Raw genomic sequence first — 20,374 nt, 5'->3', positions numbered from 1 at the left:
CGCCCCGATCAGGTGCGGCCGGGCTGGCGCCGCTCCATCGACCCGCTCGGCTTGTGTGTCGCGGACAGCGTCTCGGCCTCGGCCGGCGCCACGCCTTCGCGCGTCAGCACCTCGACCAGCGCCCGTTCCGGCGCAACCTCGATATCGGGTTTCACGCCGACCTGTTCCCAGCTCTTGCCGCCGGGGAAATAGCTGTTCCCGAACGGGATGAACGCCGCGAAGCCGCCGGGCAGTTCCAGTGTCCCGCCATAATGGCCCGCCCCTGCGGTGGTGCCGCCCACCAGCGTCGCGCGACCGGTCCCCTTGAACACGGTCGCCAGATGCTCGGCCGCCGATGCGGTGCGCGGCGAGGTCAGGTAATAGATTTTCGTTTTCGCCCACGCGGTCGCCGGCGTGGCGGGGGTCACGCGATGTTCGGTACGTGCCAGATCCTTCGGAGCATCGACCTTGACCAGCGATGCGAAGGGGAGCGGGCCACCCCGCTCCGCGACAGACGCGCGCGTATCCATGACCATCACCGTCTGCGGCGTGGCGAAGATGCGCGGGAACAGCACGTCCATCTCCTTCAGCCCGCCGCCGCGATGGGTGCGCGCGTCGATGATCAACGCCCGGGCGCCCTCGGTCTGGTCGAGAAACGCGGCGAAGTCCTTCAGCACCTGCGGGTCGCCCATGAAGGCGTTGAAGCGCACATAGGCGATGCCCGGCGCGATCCAGCCGGCCTGTTCCATCATCGGCGGCATCGGCATTCGGGGCGCCGGCCCACCGCCCGCAGGCCCCTGCCCCGGTCCCGGCCGGATGCCGGCGCCGGGCGCGATCATCTTGAGGTGACCATCGGGCGCGACCGCCTGAAGGTCGTCGGTCACCTGCTTCGCGAGCGCGAGCGCGTCGGCGGGCGAATCATAGGCACCCGCCGCGAGCCGCTCGCGCAGTCGCGCCGCGTAGCGCCTGGCGACATCGGGGAAGACGAAATTATCCTCGATCTCCTGCGCAAGCTGACGAACCGCCTCCTTCCCGATTGCGGGAGTGAAGGGCGGCGCCTGAGCCGGCACCGGCTGCGGCGCGGTTTGCGCCATGGTGAGCGGGGCGGCCATCGCCATCGCGGCGGCGGCCAGAAAACGCGTCGTCATGGGACCTCCTTGTCTGCGCCGCGTGTTATAGCTGACCAATACGCCTTTTGCAGTCGAAGCAGCCCGGCTATGTGCCGAATTTCGGCAAAGAAGGACCCGGTTGCGCCGCCCATGGCCAAGCTAGACGATTTCGACCTCCGGCTGCTCGACCTGCTTCAGGCGGACGCGCTGGCGACTGCGGAGGAACTGGCACGGCATGTACCGCTGTCGCCATCGGCGGTGACGCGACGCGTGCGGCGGTTGCGCGCAGAGGGGTGGATCGCCGCCGATGTCGCGGTGCCGGCGCCGGGGCTGACTGCCGGGCGACTGCGCGCGCTGGTGCGGGTTCAGGTTCACGAACATGCCGAGGAGCGCGGGATCGCCGCGCTGCGCGCGAAGCTGGCCGGCACGCCGGAGGTTCAGATGCTGCTCGACGTCGCGGGCGCCGACGATCTGGCGGTGCTGATCTGCGCGCGCGACATGGACGATTACAACGCGCTGACCGATCGGTTGCTGGAGCGCGATCCGGCGGTGCGCCGGTACGAGACGAGCTTCGTCAAGCGCGTACACAAACAGAGTTCGGCGGTGGCGCTGGCTGCGGCAGGAACGGGCGGAACATCGCCGACATAGCCACCCGGGAAAGGTGGCGCGAGTGACGGGGCTCGAACCCGCGACCTCCGGCGTGACAGGCCGGCGCTCTAACCAACTGAGCTACACCCGCAGCTTCCTTGAGCGCCGGTGGCCGGCACAGTCCCTTGCGAGAGCGCGGCACCTAGACGGGCGGTTCGGGGCTGTCAACAACCGTTTCGCGATCGGCAGCGGGGCGTGGCGGCAACGGGCCGGCACCGGCCACCAGCGTGCCGTGTTCGAACAGGAAACCGGCAATGTCGGGCTTGCCCGCGGCGTTCAGCACCGTCTGAATGATGATGAGCAGCGGCACCGCCATCAGCGCGCCGGGCGTCCCCCAGACCCACCCCCAGAAGGAAAGCGAGATAAGGATCAGGATCGGATTGATGGTCAGCCGCCGCCCGACCACCAGCGGGGTGACGAAATTCGCCTCGACCAGGTGCAGCCCGATCATGATCGCGGCGGGGAGAAGCGCGGTCCAGACATCGTCAAAGGTCATCAGCCCGCCCAGCGCCAGCAGCGCGCTGGCGAGGATCGGTCCAAGATACGGGATATAGTTGAGCAACGCGACGATGCCGCCCCACATCAACGGCGTCGGCATGCCGATCAGCCACAGCGCCCCCGCCACGACCAGCCCCAGCGACACGTTGATCGCGGTGATCGTGCCGAGATAGGCGGAGGTGTCATCGACCACATCCTGGATGACCCGCGCGGTCGCCATCGCCCCGCCAAAGCTGGTGCGGCTGGTGATCGCCTTGCGCCGCAGCCGGGTCCAGCCCGACAGGAAGAAGAAGATGACGAGGATCGCGAAGAACATCTCGATGAACGCGGTCGGCGCGGAGGTCGCGAACAGCTCGAGGATCGAACGCGGCGGCGATTCGGCGGCGGCGGCGGCCGGCTGGATCGGACGCGACGAGGCAAGCTCCTGAATCACCTTGTTCACAAAGGATTCGAGGTTCGCGTAAAAGTCGATCAGCGGCTTCACGTTCGATTGGATATTGTCGATCCGCTCGGGAAGGATCGACACCCATCCCCAGGCGGGGACGACGATCGACGCCAGCGCCGCATTCGCCGCAGTAAGGAACAGCACCACGCAGGTCAGCGCGGCGAGCGGCGCGGGGACGCGGTGCCGCTCCAGCCATTCGAGCACCGGCACCAGCGCGATGGCGATGACGATCGCAGCGGTGAGCGGCAGGAAGAAGGGCGATCCCTCCTTGAGCGCGAACGGCACCAGCAGGACGAGCGCCACCCCGAACATGAGTGTCAGCCCGGCGAGCAGGCGGTCGCGGCGGTTCTCGCTTTCCGGATCGGTCGCGTCGGCGGGCAGCGGCGGGGTCGTGTGCATGCGCCCGGGTGCGGGCGTGGCTGTCCCGCCATCGCCGGTTGCGCCGCCATCGCCGCCACCCGTCCTCAATCCCTCGTCCACCCGTGCCTGCCTTTCTGCGACGAATCCTAGCGCGATTTGCGGCGCTTGTAATCCCGGCTAACGTGGGGCCATGGGAGAGACTCTGCTGGTCATCGACGAGGGAACGACCTCGACCCGCGCGATGCTGTTCGCGGCCGACGGACGCTGCCTCGGCAGTCGATCGGAACTGCTGTCACAACATTATCCCGCCCCCGGGCTGGTCGAGCATGACGCGGCGGAAATCTGGACCGCGACGCTCGCCTGCACGCGGGCGATGGTGGAGCGGGCGGGCGGTGCGGAGCGGATCGCCGCGATCGGTATCACCAACCAGCGCGAAACGGTTGTGTTCTGGGACCGGGCGACCGGCGCGCCGCTCGCACCCGCGATCGTGTGGCAGGATCGCCGCAGCGCCGATCTGTGCCGCACGCTGAAGGAGGCGGGCGAGGAGCCGGGCGTTCAGGCGCGAACCGGGCTGTTGCTCGATCCCTATTTCAGCGGCACCAAGATCGCCTGGGCGATGGCAAACTGGCCGCAATTGCGCGCGGCGGGCGACCGGCTGGCGATCGGCACGGTCGAAAGCTGGCTGGTGTGGAAGCTGACCGGCGGCCTGCACGTGACCGATGCGACCAACGCGTCGCGCACGCTGCTGATGGGACTGGGCAGCGGGGCATGGAGCGACGGGCTGGTCGATCTGTTCGGCGCGCCGCGCGCCGCCCTGCCCGAAATCGTCGATTGCGCGGGACGGTTCGGCGAAACGACGATGTTCGGGGGGCGGATTCCGATCTGCGGCATGGCCGGCGACCAGCAGGCGGCGACGATCGGCCAATCCTGCCTTGCGCCCGGCGATACCAAGGCGACCTATGGCACGGGCGCGTTCGTGCTCACCAATGCCGGCCCGCGCCAGCCGGCCTCGCGGAACCGGCTGCTGTCGACCGTGCTCTGGCAGATGGACGGGCGCCGCACCTATGCGATCGAGGGGTCGGTGTTCGTCGCGGGCAGCCTGATCAAATGGCTGCGCGATTCGCTCGGCCTGATCGGCGAGGCGGCGGAGACAGAGGCGCTGGCCCGATCGGTGCCGGACAGCGGCGGCGTCACCTTCATCCCGGCGCTGTCGGGACTGGGGGCGCCGTGGTGGGAGCCGGCCGCGCGCGGGGAGATCGCCGGCCTTAGCCTGGCGTCAACCCGCGCCCATATCGTCCGCGCAGCACTCGAATCGATGGCGCATCAAAGCCACGATCTGAAGACCGCGTTCGCCGCCGACGGGTGCGACTGGTCGCGCCTGCGGATCGATGGCGGGATGGTCGCCAACGACTGGATGGCGCAGGATCTGGCCGACATGCTGAATGTGACGGTGGAGCGGCCGCGCTTCGCGGAGACCACCGCGCTGGGCGCGGCGATGCTGGCCGGGGTCGGCTGCGGCATGTTCGCGGGGCTGGCGGAGGCCACGGCGATGCGCGGTGCGATCGAGACGTTCGAACCGGCGATCGACGACGCGACACGACGGGCGCGGCTTACCGGCTGGGAACGGGCGATCCAGCGTGCTCTGCCGTCCGTCCCGCCGGCGGCGTGACCCGCCGGAAGCCGCGCTCCGGCGCCTGATCCGCCTGTCAGGCGCGCTCCTCCTCGAACAGGCTCTTCAGGTCCTTTTTCAGGATCTTGCCATTGGCGTTGCGGGGCAGGGTTTCGGGAACGAAGCGGATCGCGACCGGGACCTTGAACCCGGCGAGCCGGTCGCGGACCCACGCCTGAAGCTCGGCCTCGCTCGCCTGTCTGCCCGGGGCGAGGTGGACGACGGCGGCGGGTTCCTCGCCCAATGTGCGGTGGGGGATGCCGATCAGTGCCGCATCGGTGACCGCCGGATGCGCGTAGAGCACGTCCTCCACCTCTGACGAATAGATGTTCTCACCGCCCCGGATGATGATGTCCTTGGCGCGATCGACGATATAGAGAAACCCCTCCTCGTCCAGCTTCGCCAGGTCGCCGGTACGGACCCAGCCGTCGCGGAAACACTCGGCCGTCGCCTCCGGCTTGTTCCAATAGCCCTTCACGATCATCGGCCCCTTGGCCCATAGTTCGCCGACCTCTCCCACCGGCAGTTCGCGCGCGCCATCGGCGTCCATGATCTTCAGGTCCGCCACCGGCACCGGCGGCCCGGCGCTGGTCGGGCGATTGAGATAATCCTCCGACGAATGGCTGGTCACCGTCGCCATGGTTTCCGTCATGCCCCAGCCATTGCCGGGCAGCGCACCGAATTCGGTGTAGATCCGCTTGACCAGTTCGGGCGCCGACGGCGCGCCGCCATAGGCGATCGCCTCCAGGCTGGAGAGATCGTACTTGTCGCGATCGGGATGTTCCAGCAGTTGCCACGCGATCGTCGGGACGCCGCCGGTGAGCGCCACCTTTTCGCGCTGGATGATCTCCATCGCCTGAACCGGATCCCATTTGCGCATGAAGACGACAGTATTGCCCGCCGCGACCGTTCCCATCAGGCTGGCCGAACAGGCGGTGACGTGGAACAGCGGGATCACCAGCAGCCCGGTCTTGGGCGTCAGTTCGGGCGGCATCTCGCCACGCCGCAGGTACGAGCGGGCGCCGGCATATCCGCCCGACATGATATTGGTCGCAAGGTTGCGATGCGTGCCGAGCGCGCCCTTCGGATTTCCGGTCGTGCCGCTGGTGTAGAAGATCGTCGCATCATCGTCGCTTGCCAGCGTGGGATCTGCGACCAGCGCCGCGTCGGGCAGCGCCGCCCAGTCGCCCGGCGCGCCGATCATATCCTCCAGCCGCAGCACGCCGTCGGGCAGGTCGCCACGACACCGGCTGACGATCACCCGCCGCAGATCGGGGAGATCGCCCAGCATGTCCGCCATCCGCGCATAGCGCTCGCCATCGACGAACAGCACGCTGGTTCCCGAATCGCGCAGGCCATAGTCGAGCTCGCCGCTGGTCCACCATGCGTTGAGCGGGACCAGGATGGCGCCGATGCTGACCGCTGCAAAGAAGATCACGGGCCATTCGGGCAGGTTGCGCATCGCCAGCGCGACGCGATCGCCCTTCCCCACCCCCATTTCGCGCAGTCGGTCGGCGAGCGCGGCGATGGCGCGATAATTCGCCTCGAACGTGACCCGCTCATCCTCATAGATGGTGAAGACGCGATCGCCATATTGGCGCGAGAATTCGACCAGCGCGGCGAGGTGCGGCGGCGCGTTCTTCCACACCCGCGTCGGGACGCCGCGGATCGCCACTTCGGCCATCTCGAACTTCTGTCCCGGCGCGGTCATCAGCGCCTGCGCCTGAGCCAGCGACATGCGCGGCCATGCGGGATCGAGCGGAATGAGCGGTTCGGCGGCCAAGGGGCATCTCTCCAGCTTTGTTGAATTTCGGGTTTGGCGTTTCCACCGCCCCGTCGTGCATGTTATTCTTGATTCATACGCCGCTCAACGCAATAGGGAAGCGACGCCGCACCCCGGCGCATCGCGAGAGGATTCGAACCAAAGGTATGGACGCCCCCAGCTTCGCAACGCCCGCCGAATCGGGGTTCGACGCCGACCGGCTGATCGCGATCGATGCGCTGGTGCGCGAACGATATCTCGATTCGGGCAAGCTGCCCAACGCCCAGCTGCTGATCGCGCGCGACGGGCGAATCGCGCATTTCAGTCATCAGGGTCCGGCCCGCGAAGACGGTGCGACGGTCGATGACGGTTCGATCTTTCGCATCGCGTCGATGACGAAGCCGGTCACCTCGATCGTGTTCATGCAGCTTGTCGAGGAAGGGCGCGTCGCGCTCGACACGCCGGTCCATCATGTGCTGCCCGAATTCAGGGGCCTGGGCGTCTATGATGGCGGCGGCGGCGGCGTACCGTTCGTCACCCGGCCGACCGATACGCCGATGCGCATGATCGATCTGTTGCGGCACACGTCGGGCCTGACATACAGCTTTCAGAATCGCGGCAATATCGACGCCGCCTATCGGGCCGGTCGTATCGAGAGCTGGCACGGCCATCTGGACCTGAACGGATTCATCGCCGCGCTGGGAAAGCTGCCGCTCGAATTCTCGCCCGGAACCGCATGGAACTATTCGGTTTCGACCGACGTGCTGGGGGCGGTGATCGAACGGATCACCGGAATGCCGCTTGACCAGGCGTTCGAAACCCGCGTGTTCGGTCCGCTGGGCATGCGCGATACCGGGTTCTGGGTGCCGCAGGACAAGATCGACCGGCTGACCGACTGTTACACCTTTGCGCAGGGCGCACGGGTGATGCACGATCCGGGCGCGAAATCGGCGTGGAGCCAGCGACCGACCCTGTTGTCGGGCGGCGGCGGGCTGGTCTCGACCGCGCTCGACTATCATCGCTTCTGCACCATGCTGCTCAATGGCGGCGCGCTGGACGGAGTCCGGATCATCGGGCGCAAGACGCTCGACCTGATGGTGATGAACCATTTGCCGGGCGGCGCCGACCTGTCGTCGATGTCGCGCTCGCTGTTCAGCGAGACGCAGAATGCCGGCACCGGCTTTGGCCTGGGCTTCGCGGTCAATATGGACGTCGCGAAGTCGATGATTCCCGGATCGGTCGGCGAATTCTATTGGGGCGGGATGTTCTCGACCGCCTTTTTCGTCGATCCGGTCGAGCGTATCACGATGATATTCATGACCCAGCTTTCGCCCTCGGGCCTGTACCCGATCCGGCGCGAGCTCAAGACGATGATCTATTCTGCGCTCGTCTGAAGCGCACAAACTGGAGAAGCACGTGTCCGTCATCACCACCGAACGCCAGGGCGATGTCCTGGTCATCACCTCCAACAACCCGCCGGTGAACGCGCTGGGCGCGGCGGTCCGGCAGGGGCTGGACGCGGCGATCAGGGAACTGAACGGCGACGACAGCCTGAAGGCGGCGGTCATCCGGTGCGAGGGGCGCACCTTCTTCGCCGGCGCCGACATCACCGAATTCGGCAAGCCGATGCAGGAGCCGGGGCTTCCCGTCCTGGTCGATACGATCGAAGCGAGCGAGAAGCCGGTGGTCGCGGCGGTCCATGGCACCGCGCTGGGCGGCGGGTGCGAGGTCGCGCTGGCATGCCATTACCGGATCGCGGTTCCGTCGGCGAAATTCGGCCTGCCCGAGGTAAAGCTGGGCATCCTGCCGGGGGCCGGCGGGACCCAGCGGCTGCCGCGCGTCGCGGGGGTGCGGCTGGCGCTCGAAATGGCGGCGAAGGGCGATCCGATCAGCGCGAAGAATGCGCAGGCGGCGGGACTGGTCGATCGGCTCGCCGGTGAGGACAGCCTGACCGCCGACGCCATCGCCTTTGCCAACGACATCGCCGACACCCGCCCCCTGCCGCGCGCCAGCGAAAAGCCGGTGACGGTCGAAGCGGGCGTGTTCGACGAATTCCGCAAGACGAACGCCAAGCGGTTCCGCGGCTTCGACGCACCGGCCGAAATCATCGCGGTGATCGAGGAAACGGCCGACAAGCCCTATGCCGAGGGCGTGCAGCGCGAGCGTGCGGGTTTCATGAAGCTGATCATGGGGACCCAGAGCGCGGCGATGCGCCACATCTTCTTTGCCGAGCGCAAGGCGTCGAAGATCGATGACGTGCCGGAGGATACCAAGCTGCGCCCGATCAGCAAGGTCGGGGTGATCGGCGCCGGCACGATGGGCGGCGGCATTTCGATGAATTTCCTGTCCGCCGGCATTCCGGTGACGATCGTCGAGATGCAGCAGGAAGCGCTCGATCGCGGCACCGGCGTGATGCGCAAGAATTACGAGGCGAGCGCCGCCAAGGGCCGGATGACCGCCGAACAGGTCGAAGGCGCGATGGGCCTGCTGACCCCGACGCTGAGCATGGATGACCTGGCCGATTGCGACCTGGTGATCGAGGCGGTCTATGAGAATATGGACGTCAAGAAGGACATTTTCGGCAAGCTCTCCACCATCTGCAAGCCGGGCGCGATCCTGGCGTCGAACACCAGCTATCTGAACATCGACGAGATCGCGGCATCGACCAGCCGGCCGGGCGATGTGGTCGGCATGCACTTCTTCTCCCCCGCCAACGTCATGAAGCTGCTCGAAGTGGTGCGCGGGGCCAAGACCGACAAGGACGTGCTGGCGACCGTCATGGACGTCGCCAAGAAGATCCGGAAGGTCGCGGTGGTCGCGGGCGTGTGCCACGGCTTTATCGGCAATCGCATGCTGATGCCGCGTCAGGTCGAGGCGATGAAGCTGCTGATGGAGGGCGCGACTCCGGAGCAGATCGATCGGGTGCATGTCGCGTTCGGGATGCCGATGGGGCCGTTCCAGATGAGCGACCTGGCGGGCGTCGATATTGGCTGGCACCGCGATCCGACGCGGATCGAGAGCATCCGCGACGCGCTCGCCGCCGAAAAGCGCTGGGGCCAGAAGACCAAGGCGGGCTTTTACGACTATGACGACAAGCGCAACCCCTCGCCCTCGCCGCGCGTCGCCGAGATCATCGAGGAGTTCCGTAAGAAGACCGGCACCCCACAGCATGAGGTGACCGACCAGGAAATCATCGAGCGCACGCTGTACACGATGGTCAATGAAGGCGCGCTGATCCTGCAAGAGGGCATGGCGCAGCGGGCGAGCGACATCGATGTCGTGTGGATCTATGGCTATGGCTGGCCGGTCTATCGCGGCGGCCCGATGTTCTGGGCGGACACGGTGGGCCTGAAGACCATTGTCGCGGGGCTGGAGAAGCACGGCTTCGACGTCGCGCAGTTGCTCAAGGACAAGGCTGAAAAGGGCGAACGCTTCAATGGCTGATGCGCACGCGCCGGCCCTGGTTCGGGAAACCGACCACTGGGCCGGCGCGTCCGCAACCGACATTGCCGCTGCGATCCGCTCCGGTGAGACCAGCGCGCGCGCGCAATGCGACCTTGCCATCGCCCGGATCGAGGCCGGGGACGGTGCGATCAACGCCGTCGTGATCCGCGATTTCGACCGCGCCCGGACCGCCGCCGATGCCGCCGACCGGGCGGTGGCGCGGGGCGATACGCGCCCGTTGCTGGGCGTGCCGATGACCGTCAAGGAGGCGTTCGACGTCGGCGGCCTGCCGACAAGCTGGGGCTTCCCCCATGCCGCCGACGCGATCGCCGCATCCGATGCGGTCGCGGTGGCACGGCTCAAGGCGGCCGGGGCGGTGATCCTGGGCAAGACCAATGTCGCCAAGGCACTGGGCGACTGGCAGAGCGTCAATCCGGTCCATGGTCGCACGTGCAATCCCCATGACGCGACGCGCACCCCCGGCGGCAGCTCGGGCGGTGCGGCGGCGGCGCTGGCCGCCGGGTTCGTGCCGATCGAACTGGGCAGCGACATCGGCGGGTCGATCCGTGTGCCGGCGCACTTTTGCGGCGTCTGGGGTCACAAGCCGAGCGAGGGCGCGCTGGACGCATATGGCCACCGATTGCCCGGCACCGATGGCGCGGACCCGCCGCTGGGCGTGATCGGCCCGATGGCGCGGCACGGGGCCGACTTGCCGATGCTGCTCGACCTGCTCGCCGACCGGCCGATGCCGCGCGGATCGGAGCGGGTCCGCCGCGCGCTGATCCTGACGCGCCATCCGGCGGCCCCGACCGCGACCGCGGTGACCGAGGGAGTCGAGCGCGCGGCGCGGGCGCTGGCCCGCGACGGGGTCGAGATCGTGCGCGATCATCCCGCGCTTCCCGACCTCAACCGACAGCACAACGCCTATCAGGCGCTGCTGGGGACCGTCTGGGCCTATTCCAACCCGACCTCGCACGGCGCGTTGCCCGGCCTGGCGGCCTATCTTGAAATGCGCGACGAACAGGCGCGCATCGCGCGGCGCTGGGCGGCCCTGTTCGAACAGATCGACCTGATGCTCGCGCCACCGGCCGCGACCCAGGCATTCCCGCACGATCCGCGCCCGGCCGGCGAGCGCACGCTCGATATCGACGGCGTCGCTGCCCCCTATGACGCCCATCTCACCTGGGCGGGGATCGCGACCTATCCCGGCCTGCCCGCGACCACCGTTCCGGTGGGCGTTACCGGTGGTCTGCCGACCGGGGCGCAGGTGATCGCCGCGCGGTATCAGGACCACCTTGCGATCGCGGCCGCGCGCCGCATCGCCCATCTGCTCGATGAGGAAAGCGAATGACCGAAAATCTCGATCAATTCCGCGCGGACACGCGCGCCTGGCTGGAGGCGAATGTCCCGCCGTCGATGCGCGAGCCGATGCGCGGCGAGGGCGACGCCAATTGGGGCGGTCGCAAAGCCGATTACAGCGCGAATCCCGATCAGAAGCTGTACATGGACCGGATGGCCGAACGCGGCTGGACGGTCCCGGACTGGCCGAAAGCCTATGGCGGCGGCGGCCTGTCGCCGGCGGAGACGAAGATCCTGCGCGAAGAGATGGCGGCGCTCAACTGCCGTAACCCGCTCAACAGCTTCGGCATCTCGATGCTTGGCCCGGCGCTGCTGAAATACGGCACCGAAGCGCAAAAGCTGGAACATCTGCCCAAAATCGCGCGCGGCGAAATCCGCTGGTGCCAGGGCTATTCCGAACCGAATGCGGGCAGCGACCTTGCCGGCCTCGCCACCAGCGCGGTGCCGGACGGCGACGATTATATCGTCAACGGGCAAAAGGTGTGGACGAGCTACGCCGACAAGGCCGACTGGATCTTCTGCCTCGTCCGCACGTCGAAGGAGAGCAAACAGGGCGGCATCAGCTTCCTCCTGTTCGACATGGACAGCCCCGGCGTCTCGACGCGGCCGATCCTGCTGATCAGCGGCTACTCGCCCTTTTGCGAGACGTTTTTCGACAATGTCCGCGTGCCGAAGAAGAATCGCGTGCATGACGAGAACAAGGGCTGGGACGTCGCCAAATATCTGCTCGGCCATGAGCGCGAGATGATCAGCGGCATGGGTCTGTCGGCGCCCGGCGGCAATCCGCTGATCGACGGCGCGGTTGCCACCATCGGTCTGGACGCGCAGGGGCGGCTCGCCGATCCGATCCTGCGCGCCCAGCTGGCGCTGTTCGAGGTGCGGTCAAAGGCGTTCACGGCGATGTCCGAACGCTTCATCGACGAATTGAAGGCCGGTCGCGCGCACCCCGCCCAGCCGTCGATGATGAAATATTACGGCACCGAGCTGAACAAGAGCCGCCACGAACTGGTCATGGCGAGTGGCGGCTCCGACGCGCTGGAATGGGACAGCGAGGCGTCGAACGGCGGTGCCAGGCCGCGCGCATGGTTGCGCACCAAGGCCAATTCGATCGAGGGCGGGACCAGCGAGGTACAGCTCAACATCATCGCCAAGCGCATCCTGGAGCTGCCGGGCGCGTGAGCTTGCCGCTCCGGCGCCGTGCCGGGGTTCATTTCACCACCCGCGCTGCCGGCGCGGTAAATTCCGGGACAGGTCCGGGATGACGATGGGAAGAGAAAAATGCCGCTCTATCTGAACGAAGAACAGACCATGCTCCGCGACGCCGCGCAGCAATTCGTGGGCGAAGCCGCACCGGTGAGCCATATGCGTGGCCTGCGCGATGCCAATGACGCTACCGGATTTTCGCGCGACCTGTGGAAGCAGTTCGCCGAGATGGGATTCACCGGCATCCTGATCCCGGAGGGCGATGGCGGCCTGGGCCTGGGCCATGTCGAGGCCGGCGTGGTGCTGGAGGAGATCGGTCGCAACCTGACCCCCTCCCCGTTCCTCACCACCGCCGTCGCCGCGGTCGAGGCGCTGAAGGGCAGCGCCCAGCGCGACCGCTGGTTTCCCGGCATTCTGGCGGGGGAAACCGTCGCCGCGCTGGCGATCGACGAACGGGCCAAGCATGGCGATGCCATCGCGATGAAGGCCGAACGGTCGGGCAACGGGTTCATGCTGACCGGGGCGAAGCAGTTCGTGAGCCATGGCCATGTCGCCGACCTGTTGATCGTCGCCGCGCGCACGGCCGGTTCGCCGGAGGATGAGGGCGGCGTCACGCTGTTCGCGGTGCCGAAGGACGCTGCGGGAATGACCGCCGATCCGCAGCGGCTGGCCGATTCCAGCCTGGCGGCGCGGATCGCATTCGACGGGGTCGCGGTCGATGCGGATGCGGTGATCGGCGATGTCGATGGCGGTCGCGCGGTCCTTGATACGCTGCTCAACGCCGGTCGCACCGGCGCCGCGGCGGAAATGCTGGGCGTGGGTGGCGGCGCGATGGACATGACGGTCCAGTATCTGAAGGAACGCAAGCAGTTCGGTGCGCTGATCGGCAGCTTCCAGGCGCTCCAGCACCGCGCCGCGCACCAGTATTCGGAAATGGAGGTGGCGCGCGCCGCCGTGCTGAAGGCCCAGCAGTTGCTGGACGCCGGGAACGACCGCGCCACACAGGCGGTATCGGTGGCCAAGGCGATGGCGGGGCTTGCCTCGACGCTCGCGGTGCAGGAAGGGGTCCAGATGCATGGCGGCATCGGCATGACCGACGAATATGATATCGGCTTCTACATGAAGCGCGGTCGCGTGCTGGCCGAACTGTTCGGCGACACCAACTATCATGCCGACGCGCTGGCGCAGGCTGCGGGCTACTGAACGGGGACACGGGGTTGAGCGAGGAAACTGCGCGGGCGGACACGGCGGCGGGACAGGTCGATCAGCTGATCGACCTGCTCGATGTCGAGCGGATCGATACCGATCTGTACCGTGGCGCGCGCCAGCCGGGCGGCGTAGGCCGCGTGTTCGGTGGTCAGGTGATCGCACAGGCGCTGCAATCGGCACAGCGTTCGGTCGAGGAAAAGATCGCGCATTCGCTGCACGCCTATTTCATGCGGCCGGGGAACGAGGATTTCCCGATCATCTATCGCGTCGTGCGCGATTATGACGGCGGCAGTTTTTCGAACCGGCGCGTCATCGCGATGCAACAGGGCGTTCCGATCCTGAACATGATCGCGTCGTTCCAGCGACCGGAGGACGGACTGTCGCATCAGGACGACATGCCCGACGTGCCGATGCCCGACGAACTGAAGTCGGAAAGCGAACTGCGCGCCGAAATCCAGGATCAGGTGCCTGAGAGCTTCCACTCCTTCTTCCTGCGCCCGCGACCGATCGACATCCGCCCGTGCCATCCGCGCAACTGGTTCAAACCGGAAAAGTCGGCGCCGCGCCAATATTGCTGGATTCGCGTCGCCGCCCCGCTGCCCGACGATCCCGCGCTCCACCGTGCGATGCTGTCCTACGCCTCCGACATGGCGCTGCTCGGCACGGCGATGCTTCCGCACGGCGTCAACTGGATGACCAGCAAGATACAGAGTGCCAGCCTCGACCATGCGGTGTGGCTGCACGAAGCGTTCCGCGCCGACGAGTGGCTACTCTATGCCTGCGACAGCCCGTGGGCGGGCCATGCGCGCGGCTTCAATCGCGGGCGCATCTTTACCCGCGACGGCCGGCTGGTCGCCAGCACGTCGCAGGAAGGGCTGATGCGCCTGCGCGAATGATCAGGCCGGCGGCGGCGCTTCGTCGTCGATGATGTCGCGCGCATCGACATCGACCATCGTACACCGCCAGTCGCCGAACGTATCGACATAGCAGGCCCCCTTGGCATTGGCCGACCGGCGCTTGATGCAGTTCGACCCCTTTCGATATTTCGGCCCCATATCGATCGTCTTCGTCGTCGACAGGTAACGGCATTGATAGCTGTCGAAATTGCCGCGAATGTCATAGATCGGGCGCGAGGTATCCATCTCGGCGAAGTTCACGTCAGATGTCGGATCGTGCTTGCGCGGCTTGCCGATGTCGGTCACGACCACATTATCGACCAGGAACAGGGCGTCGGAAAACTGCCCCTCCAGCGCGCAGATCGAATAGGCCGCCGCCTGCGCCGCACTGGGCGCACCGCTGGCCGGCGACTTCTTGTCGGCGCATATGCGCGGACCCGCTGAGCCGAACTCGGCACCCACCTTGCCGTCCCGCGTCATCGCCACCGTGCCGCCGCCCTCGCCGGCCGGGCCGCCGTCACCGCAACCGCTCGCCAGTGCAGTGATCGCAACGGCGATCCATATTTTCACCGTCATCCAGCATCCCCCTTTTCGACTGTACCGGATGACACGCCTAACCCTCCCGCGCGCGGTGAATTGGACAAATCCGACAACGGTCTGAGCATGGGGTCTGCCGACTGGCCGGCGGCCGTCGCGATCGCGGCACGCTCGCCATGGTCCCGGTGCAGGCGCGAGTGTCGCCCTGCCGCAATGGCGCGGTCGCCCGGGGGTGAGGCGGGGTCAGAAGGGCGCCGGCGGCTCCCCGTCCGATGCCGCGCCGTCGTCCGCCGCCATGCGAAACAGGACGCGCGTGACACAGCCGCGCGCGCCGGTCGTCGATGTGGCCGCGCGCGCACTCGCAACGCTTCGCCGCGCCGGCTCGCCCAGCGAGACCGATGGCGCGCTGGCCAGGACGCGGACATTCCCGGTCGCCCCCCATGGCGCGATGTCGAAGCCGATGATCGCCCATCCCTCGACCGCGCGACGGCGATAGGCGGTCGGGTAGGACGGGGTCGGCGCGCGCTCCCACACGATCGTTTGGGGGCAGGTCGCGTCCTTCGGCCGGAAACTGGCGACCGGGGGCGCGGACGGCGCGTCGCTCGGCGCGGGCCAGCGTATCGCGGGCGCGGTGCAGCGCAGGCGCGCTCCCCCCGGGACGAAGCGCGATTTCGCGAATGCGTCGATCGCGCTCGCGTCGAGTTCGACATTGCCGGTGCCGGCGAGCGGCCGCAACCGCACCGGCACCCCCTGGGCATCGATATCATAGGCGATGATGCTGACATCCGGCTCGCCCCGGCGCGGTCGCACCCGTGCGAGATCGGGATATCCGCGAAGCAGGAATCGCGGCGGTCGCTGCCCCCCGCAATCCGCCATGCGCAGCCGCGCCAATGCATCGCGCCGGATGAGCGCGAGGCCGGGCGAATTGAGCGCGATGAACGGGGCGAGCCGCTCGATCGAGGCCTCCGCCACCGCCGTCTCGCGCGGGCTGAACGTCACCCTGCACCCGGCGATCGGCCCGCCGGACACGAAGCGCAGCAACGTCGTCACCACCTCCAGATCGCTGGCATCGAGATAGGCGAAGCGTCCCGCCGGACGGGGCAATTGCGCGACCCCGGTCGGACGCCCGTCAGCGTCGATGCTGAACGCGATATCGACCGGCGCGACGGGATCGGTGCCGAGCGTCGCGCCGACCGTGAACGGACGCACGCTGGCGATCGGGCTCACCGCGCGGGAGCCGCAACGGATCTCGCCCGGCACGAAATCGATCAGGTGCGCGCGCGCCGCGACCATCGTGACGACCGGCGGAGCGGGCGGCGGAGCCGGCGGCGGCGGTGCGGAGGCCGCCTGGGCGATGAGCGATAGAAACAGCGGGAGCATGCGACATGCATCCGGCAATTCCACGATCGGTTCAAGGCGCCGGTGCGCGCGGGCGTCAGACCGCCGTCTTGCCGAATTCCTGCCGCGTGACCGGGTGGCTGGACGACAGGCCGCCATCCACCGCCAGCGCCTGTCCGTTCACATAGCTCGCATCGTCAGAGGCGAGGAACAGCGCCGCCCGCGCCAGTTCCTCCGCCTGAGCGCCGCGACGCAACGGATTGAGGCGCCCGATACGGTCCATCTTCCCGGCCTCACGCGCATAGTCGAAGGTGGGCTTCGTCATCCCGGTTTCGGTCAGGCCCGGGCAGAGCGCGTTGACGCGGACATTCGACCCCGAAAGCTGTTGCGCGGCAACCGCGGCGAGGTTGATCACCCCCGCCTTTGACGCCGAATAGGCGGGGCTGCCCGCGCCGGAGCGGATGCCCGCGACGCTGGCGGTGAGGACGATCGCGCCGCCGCCCCGCTCCGCGATGCGTGGCGCCCCGTGCTTGATCGCCAGCAGCGGCCCGATCAGATTGACGCGCAGCACCTCCGCGATCAGTTCGGGCGTCGTGTCGAAGATGTTGGCCATTCCGCCCGAAATGCCGGCATTGGCGAACAGGATGTCGAGCGCGCCATATTCGGCGACCGCCAGATCGACGGTGGCGATCACGTCGCCCTCGCTGCCGGCGTCCATGCGGATCGCCCGCGCGGTGCCGCCCGCTTCGGCGATCATGCGGACGGTCTGGTCCGCGCCCTCGGTCCGGTCGGCGACGATGATCCGCCCGCCCTCCGCCGCGAAGAGGATCGCGGCGGCGCGACCAATGCCGCTGCCCGCGCCGGTGACGATGATCGATTTGTCGGTAAAGCGTGCCATCAGATCGTTACCCCGCCATCGATCACCATCGCCTGCCCGGTCATGTAGCGACCGGCCGCAGAGGCGAGGAAGACGACCGCGCCGGCGATGTCTTCGGGTTCGCCAAGCCGGCGCAGCGGCGTCCCCTTGTTCACGCGCGCTTCGGCGGCAGGATCCTCCCACAACGCGCGGGCGAAATCGGTCTTGATAAGGCCCGGCGCGATGCAGTTCACCCGGACATTGTCGGGGCCATATTCGACCGCATAGTTGCGCGCGAGCTGGAAGTCCGCCGCTTTCGACACATTGTACGCGCCGATCACCGGCGATCCGCGAAGCCCCCCGATCGACGAGACGATGACGATCGATCCGTCCCCCCGCGCGCGCATCTCTGGCGCGACCATCTGGATCAGCCAGTGGTTGGACAGCACGTTATTGTCGAGAATCTTGCGAAACTGATCGTCCGCGATGTCCGCCAGCGGGCCGTAATAGGGGTTGGACGCGGCGTTGCAGACCAGGATGTCGATACCGCCAAAGACACGGCGGGTCTCATCGACCAGCGCCTGGAGCGCGGGTCTGGACGAGATGCTCGCCGCGACGGCGATCGCGGCGCCATCGCCATGTTTCGCATTGATCGCCGCTGCCACCGCTTCGCACGCATCCTGGTTCCGGCTGGAGATCACGACCCGGGCGCCCTGATCGGCGAGCGCCTCGGCCGATGCCTTGCCGATCCCGCGCGAGGATCCGGTGACGATGGCGACCTTGCCGGTCAGGTCAAACAGGCTCATCGCTTCATGCTCCCGCCTTTTTCGCGAAATCCCACGCGCTGGCGGCCAGACCCGGGACGCGCGCGGCGGTTTCCTGCGCATGCGCGTTACTGGCATTGCCGTCGAGCATTCGCCTCTTGATCCCCTGCACGATGCTCATCAGGCGAAACTGGCCGAACGCGAAATACCAGTTGAGATCGGGAATGCCGTCACGTTCCGTCGCGACGCAGTAGCGATCGACCATCGCTTCAACCGTCGGAATGCCGGTCGCCGCTCCGGTGATCCCGCCGATCCCTGACGCGCCGTTCGCCGGGATCATCCAGTTCATCAGCAGGTACGAAAAATCCGCCATCGGATCGCCCAGCGTCGATAATTCCCAATCGAGCACCGCCTTCACCCGGGGGGCATCGCGGTCGAAGATCATGTTGTCGATGCGATAATCGCCATGGACGATGCTGGTCCGCGTCTGCGGCGGGAGCGTGCGCGGGAGCCATTCGATCAGCCTCTCGACATCCTCCAGCTCGTCGGTCTGCGCCAGGCGATATTGTTTCGTCCAGCGCCCCACCTGCCGTTCGAAATAGCTGCCAGGCTTGCCGTAATCGCCAAGGCCGGCGGCCGTGAAATCGGTCTGATGCAGCTGCGCCAGCCGATCGCAGATCTCGAAGTAGATCGCGGTGCGCTGATCGGGCGTCTTGTCCGGCAGCGCGCCGTCCCAATAGGTCGCTCCATCGACCAGTTCCATGATGTAGAAGGCCGATCCGACCACCGCGTCATCCTCGCACAGCCCATAGGGTCGCGCCACCGGAAAGCCGGTCGGATGCAGGCCGGCGATCAGCCGATATTCGCGATCGACCGCATGGGCCGAAGGAAGCAGCGGACCGAACGGCTTGCGACGGAGCACATAGGCGCCGCTTACGGCATCGATGCGATAGGTGGGATTGCTCTGTCCGCCGGGGAATTTGGCGTAGGTGAGCGGCCCCTCGAACCCGGCGACGTGCGCCGCCATCCACGCCGACAGTTTCGCGACATCGAGATCGTCGACCTGCTCCATCGGCTGTCCGCCGCGATGCCCCGCCGGCGGCTTCATGCGAATTCGATCACCGAGCGAACGGCGTCTCCCCGGCGCAGATTGTCAAAGGCGTGATTGATGTCGGCAAGCCCGATCCGTTCCGCGACCATCGTGTCGAGGTCGAGAATGCCGTCGAGATACATCTGCACCAGCCGGGGGAGATCGATCGGGAACTGCATCGATCCGGCCAGCGACCCTTGCAGCTTCTTTCCCGACAGGAAGGTCGGCCCCGGGATGCTGACCGACTGGCCCGGCGCGATCATGCCCAGAATCGTCGCGGTGCCGCCCCGGCGCAGCACGTTCCACGCCATTTCGGCGGTATTGGTCCGCCCGACCGCCTCGATCGCGTAATCGACGCCGCCATTGGTGAGCTTGAGCACCTGCTTCACCACGTCCGGGGCCATCGCGTCGAGATCATGGGTCGCGCCCATCCTGCGGGCGAGCACGCGCTTTTCGGGGACCGGATCGATCGCGACGATCTTGGCTGCTCCGGCGATCTTCGCGGCGTTGACCGCCGCCAGGCCGATCCCGCCACACCCGATCACCGCCACCGTCTCGCCCGGGCTGACCTGACTGTCGCGGAAGATCGACCCCGCGCCGGTCATCACCGCGCAGCCGAGCAGGGCGGCGCGATCGAGCGGCATGTCCCGGCTGATCGCGACACACGCATTTTCGTGGATCAGCATCTGTTCGGCAAAGGCCGACAGGTTGAGGAAGTGGGCGATCGGGGTGCCGTCGGCGAGCGTCAGCTTTGGCGCCGCGCCCTCGGGTCGGCGCACCGAACTGTCGATGCACAGCGAAGGGCGGCCCGACACGCAGAATTCGCACGATCCGCAAAACGCGGTGAAGAAGGTGATGACGTGGTCGCCAGGTTTCAGCCGGGTGACGTCGCTGCCCACCGCCTCGACCACGCCGGCGGCCTCATGCCCCGGCACGGTCGGCATCGCATGCGGATAGGCGCCATCGACGAAATGCAGGTCGGATCGGCACACGCCGCACGCCGCGGTGCGGACCAGCACCTCGCGCGGGCCAGGCTTGTCGATCGTGACGTCGTGGATTTCGAGGGGGCGTTTCGCCTCGAACAAAATTGCTGCTTTCAACCCATCCTCCCGTCGCCCGCGCCCGTTCCAAACCCTGCGTTCGCGACCCGCTTCCCTCGTCCATCGTCAGAGGGGAAGACGGCGCGAAGCACCGGAAGGGCGAAGGTC

The 20,374-nt window shown here is 67.4% G+C and carries 17 protein-coding genes and 1 tRNA gene; 8 read left to right on the top strand and 10 right to left on the bottom strand.

Annotated features, from left to right (window positions below; genetic code table 11):
* Window positions 1-8: 8 nt before the first annotated feature.
* Window positions 9-1,127, bottom strand: coding sequence for a S41 family peptidase (locus KF783_RS07130; RefSeq protein WP_294077761.1), 1,119 nt, complete (start codon window positions 1,125-1,127; stop codon window positions 9-11).
* A gap of 111 nt (window positions 1,128-1,238) precedes the next feature.
* Here KF783_RS07130 and KF783_RS07125 point away from each other — a divergent pair, with 111 nt between their 5' ends.
* The gene (locus tag KF783_RS07125) at window positions 1,239-1,736 is read left to right on the top strand and encodes an Lrp/AsnC family transcriptional regulator (RefSeq protein ID WP_294077760.1); all 498 of its coding nucleotides are present in this window, start codon (window positions 1,239-1,241) and stop codon (window positions 1,734-1,736) included.
* Between the two features lie 14 nt (window positions 1,737-1,750).
* Here the strand turns inward: KF783_RS07125 and KF783_RS07120 are convergent.
* Window positions 1,751-1,827, bottom strand: a tRNA-Asp gene (locus KF783_RS07120).
* 51 nt (window positions 1,828-1,878) lie between these two features.
* Window positions 1,879-3,078 carry an AI-2E family transporter gene (locus tag KF783_RS07115; protein ID WP_294077960.1) on the bottom strand — a complete coding sequence of 400 codons (1,200 nt, stop codon included), beginning with the start codon at window positions 3,076-3,078 and terminating at the stop codon, window positions 1,879-1,881.
* Between the two features lie 151 nt (window positions 3,079-3,229).
* On the opposite strand from KF783_RS07115, the gene KF783_RS07110 reads away from it, so the two are divergent.
* The gene (locus KF783_RS07110; protein ID WP_294077758.1) at window positions 3,230-4,708 is read left to right on the top strand and encodes a glycerol kinase; all 1,479 of its coding nucleotides are present in this window, start codon (window positions 3,230-3,232) and stop codon (window positions 4,706-4,708) included.
* A gap of 37 nt (window positions 4,709-4,745) precedes the next feature.
* Here the strand turns inward: KF783_RS07110 and KF783_RS07105 are convergent, their stop codons facing one another.
* Window positions 4,746-6,446 (bottom strand): class I adenylate-forming enzyme family protein, encoded by a 1,701-nt coding sequence (locus tag KF783_RS07105; RefSeq protein ID WP_294077958.1) that lies wholly within the window; start codon window positions 6,444-6,446, stop codon window positions 4,746-4,748.
* Window positions 6,447-6,637: 191 nt separating this feature from the next.
* Here KF783_RS07105 and KF783_RS07100 point away from each other — a divergent pair, with 191 nt between their 5' ends.
* The 6 genes from KF783_RS07100 to KF783_RS07075 all read left to right on the top strand — a co-directional run bounded on the left by KF783_RS07100 (window position 6,638) and on the right by KF783_RS07075 (window position 14,581).
* The gene (locus KF783_RS07100) at window positions 6,638-7,864 is read left to right on the top strand and encodes a serine hydrolase domain-containing protein (protein WP_294077756.1); all 1,227 of its coding nucleotides are present in this window, start codon (window positions 6,638-6,640) and stop codon (window positions 7,862-7,864) included.
* A 22-nt stretch (window positions 7,865-7,886) separates the two neighbouring features.
* The gene (locus KF783_RS07095; RefSeq protein WP_294077754.1) at window positions 7,887-9,914 is read left to right on the top strand and encodes a 3-hydroxyacyl-CoA dehydrogenase NAD-binding domain-containing protein; all 2,028 of its coding nucleotides are present in this window, start codon (window positions 7,887-7,889) and stop codon (window positions 9,912-9,914) included.
* The gene (locus KF783_RS07090; RefSeq protein ID WP_294077753.1) at window positions 9,907-11,265 is read left to right on the top strand and encodes an amidase family protein; all 1,359 of its coding nucleotides are present in this window, start codon (window positions 9,907-9,909) and stop codon (window positions 11,263-11,265) included. Before KF783_RS07095 ends, KF783_RS07090 begins: the two co-directional genes overlap by 8 nt.
* Window positions 11,262-12,452 (top strand): acyl-CoA dehydrogenase family protein, encoded by a 1,191-nt coding sequence (locus KF783_RS07085; RefSeq protein ID WP_294077750.1) that lies wholly within the window; start codon window positions 11,262-11,264, stop codon window positions 12,450-12,452. The genes KF783_RS07090 and KF783_RS07085 overlap by 4 nt, the downstream gene beginning before the upstream one ends.
* Window positions 12,453-12,551: 99 nt before the next feature.
* Window positions 12,552-13,679 (top strand): acyl-CoA dehydrogenase family protein, encoded by a 1,128-nt coding sequence (locus KF783_RS07080; protein WP_294077749.1) that lies wholly within the window; start codon window positions 12,552-12,554, stop codon window positions 13,677-13,679.
* 14 nt (window positions 13,680-13,693) lie between these two features.
* Window positions 13,694-14,581 carry an acyl-CoA thioesterase II gene (locus KF783_RS07075; protein ID WP_294077747.1) on the top strand — a complete coding sequence of 296 codons (888 nt, stop codon included), beginning with the start codon at window positions 13,694-13,696 and terminating at the stop codon, window positions 14,579-14,581.
* Here KF783_RS07075 and KF783_RS07070 read toward each other — a convergent pair whose 3' ends face one another.
* The 6 genes from KF783_RS07070 to KF783_RS07045 form a co-directional block, all read right to left on the bottom strand.
* Window positions 14,582-15,157 (bottom strand): hypothetical protein, encoded by a 576-nt coding sequence (locus KF783_RS07070; protein WP_294077746.1) that lies wholly within the window; start codon window positions 15,155-15,157, stop codon window positions 14,582-14,584.
* Window positions 15,158-15,361: 204 nt separating this feature from the next.
* Entirely contained in the window at window positions 15,362-16,498 is a 1,137-nt protein-coding gene (locus KF783_RS07065; protein WP_294077744.1) for an energy transducer TonB, read from the bottom strand.
* Between the two features lie 55 nt (window positions 16,499-16,553).
* Entirely contained in the window at window positions 16,554-17,354 is an 801-nt protein-coding gene (locus KF783_RS07060; RefSeq protein ID WP_294077743.1) for an SDR family oxidoreductase, read from the bottom strand.
* Entirely contained in the window at window positions 17,354-18,118 is a 765-nt protein-coding gene (locus tag KF783_RS07055) for an SDR family oxidoreductase (RefSeq protein WP_294077742.1), read from the bottom strand. The genes KF783_RS07060 and KF783_RS07055 overlap by 1 nt, the downstream gene beginning before the upstream one ends.
* A gap of 4 nt (window positions 18,119-18,122) precedes the next feature.
* Window positions 18,123-19,148, bottom strand: a complete 1,026-nt coding sequence (locus KF783_RS07050) for a phosphotransferase family protein (RefSeq protein ID WP_294077740.1) — start codon at window positions 19,146-19,148, stop codon at window positions 18,123-18,125.
* Window positions 19,149-19,180: 32 nt separating this feature from the next.
* Entirely contained in the window at window positions 19,181-20,266 is a 1,086-nt protein-coding gene (locus KF783_RS07045; RefSeq protein WP_294077739.1) for a Zn-dependent alcohol dehydrogenase, read from the bottom strand.
* Window positions 20,267-20,374: the final 108 nt, after the last annotated feature.

The organism is Sphingomonas sp. (assembly GCF_019635455.1).
Classification (GTDB): domain Bacteria; phylum Pseudomonadota; class Alphaproteobacteria; order Sphingomonadales; family Sphingomonadaceae; genus Sphingomonas.
This window is presented reverse-complemented; position numbering and strand designations above follow the sequence as displayed.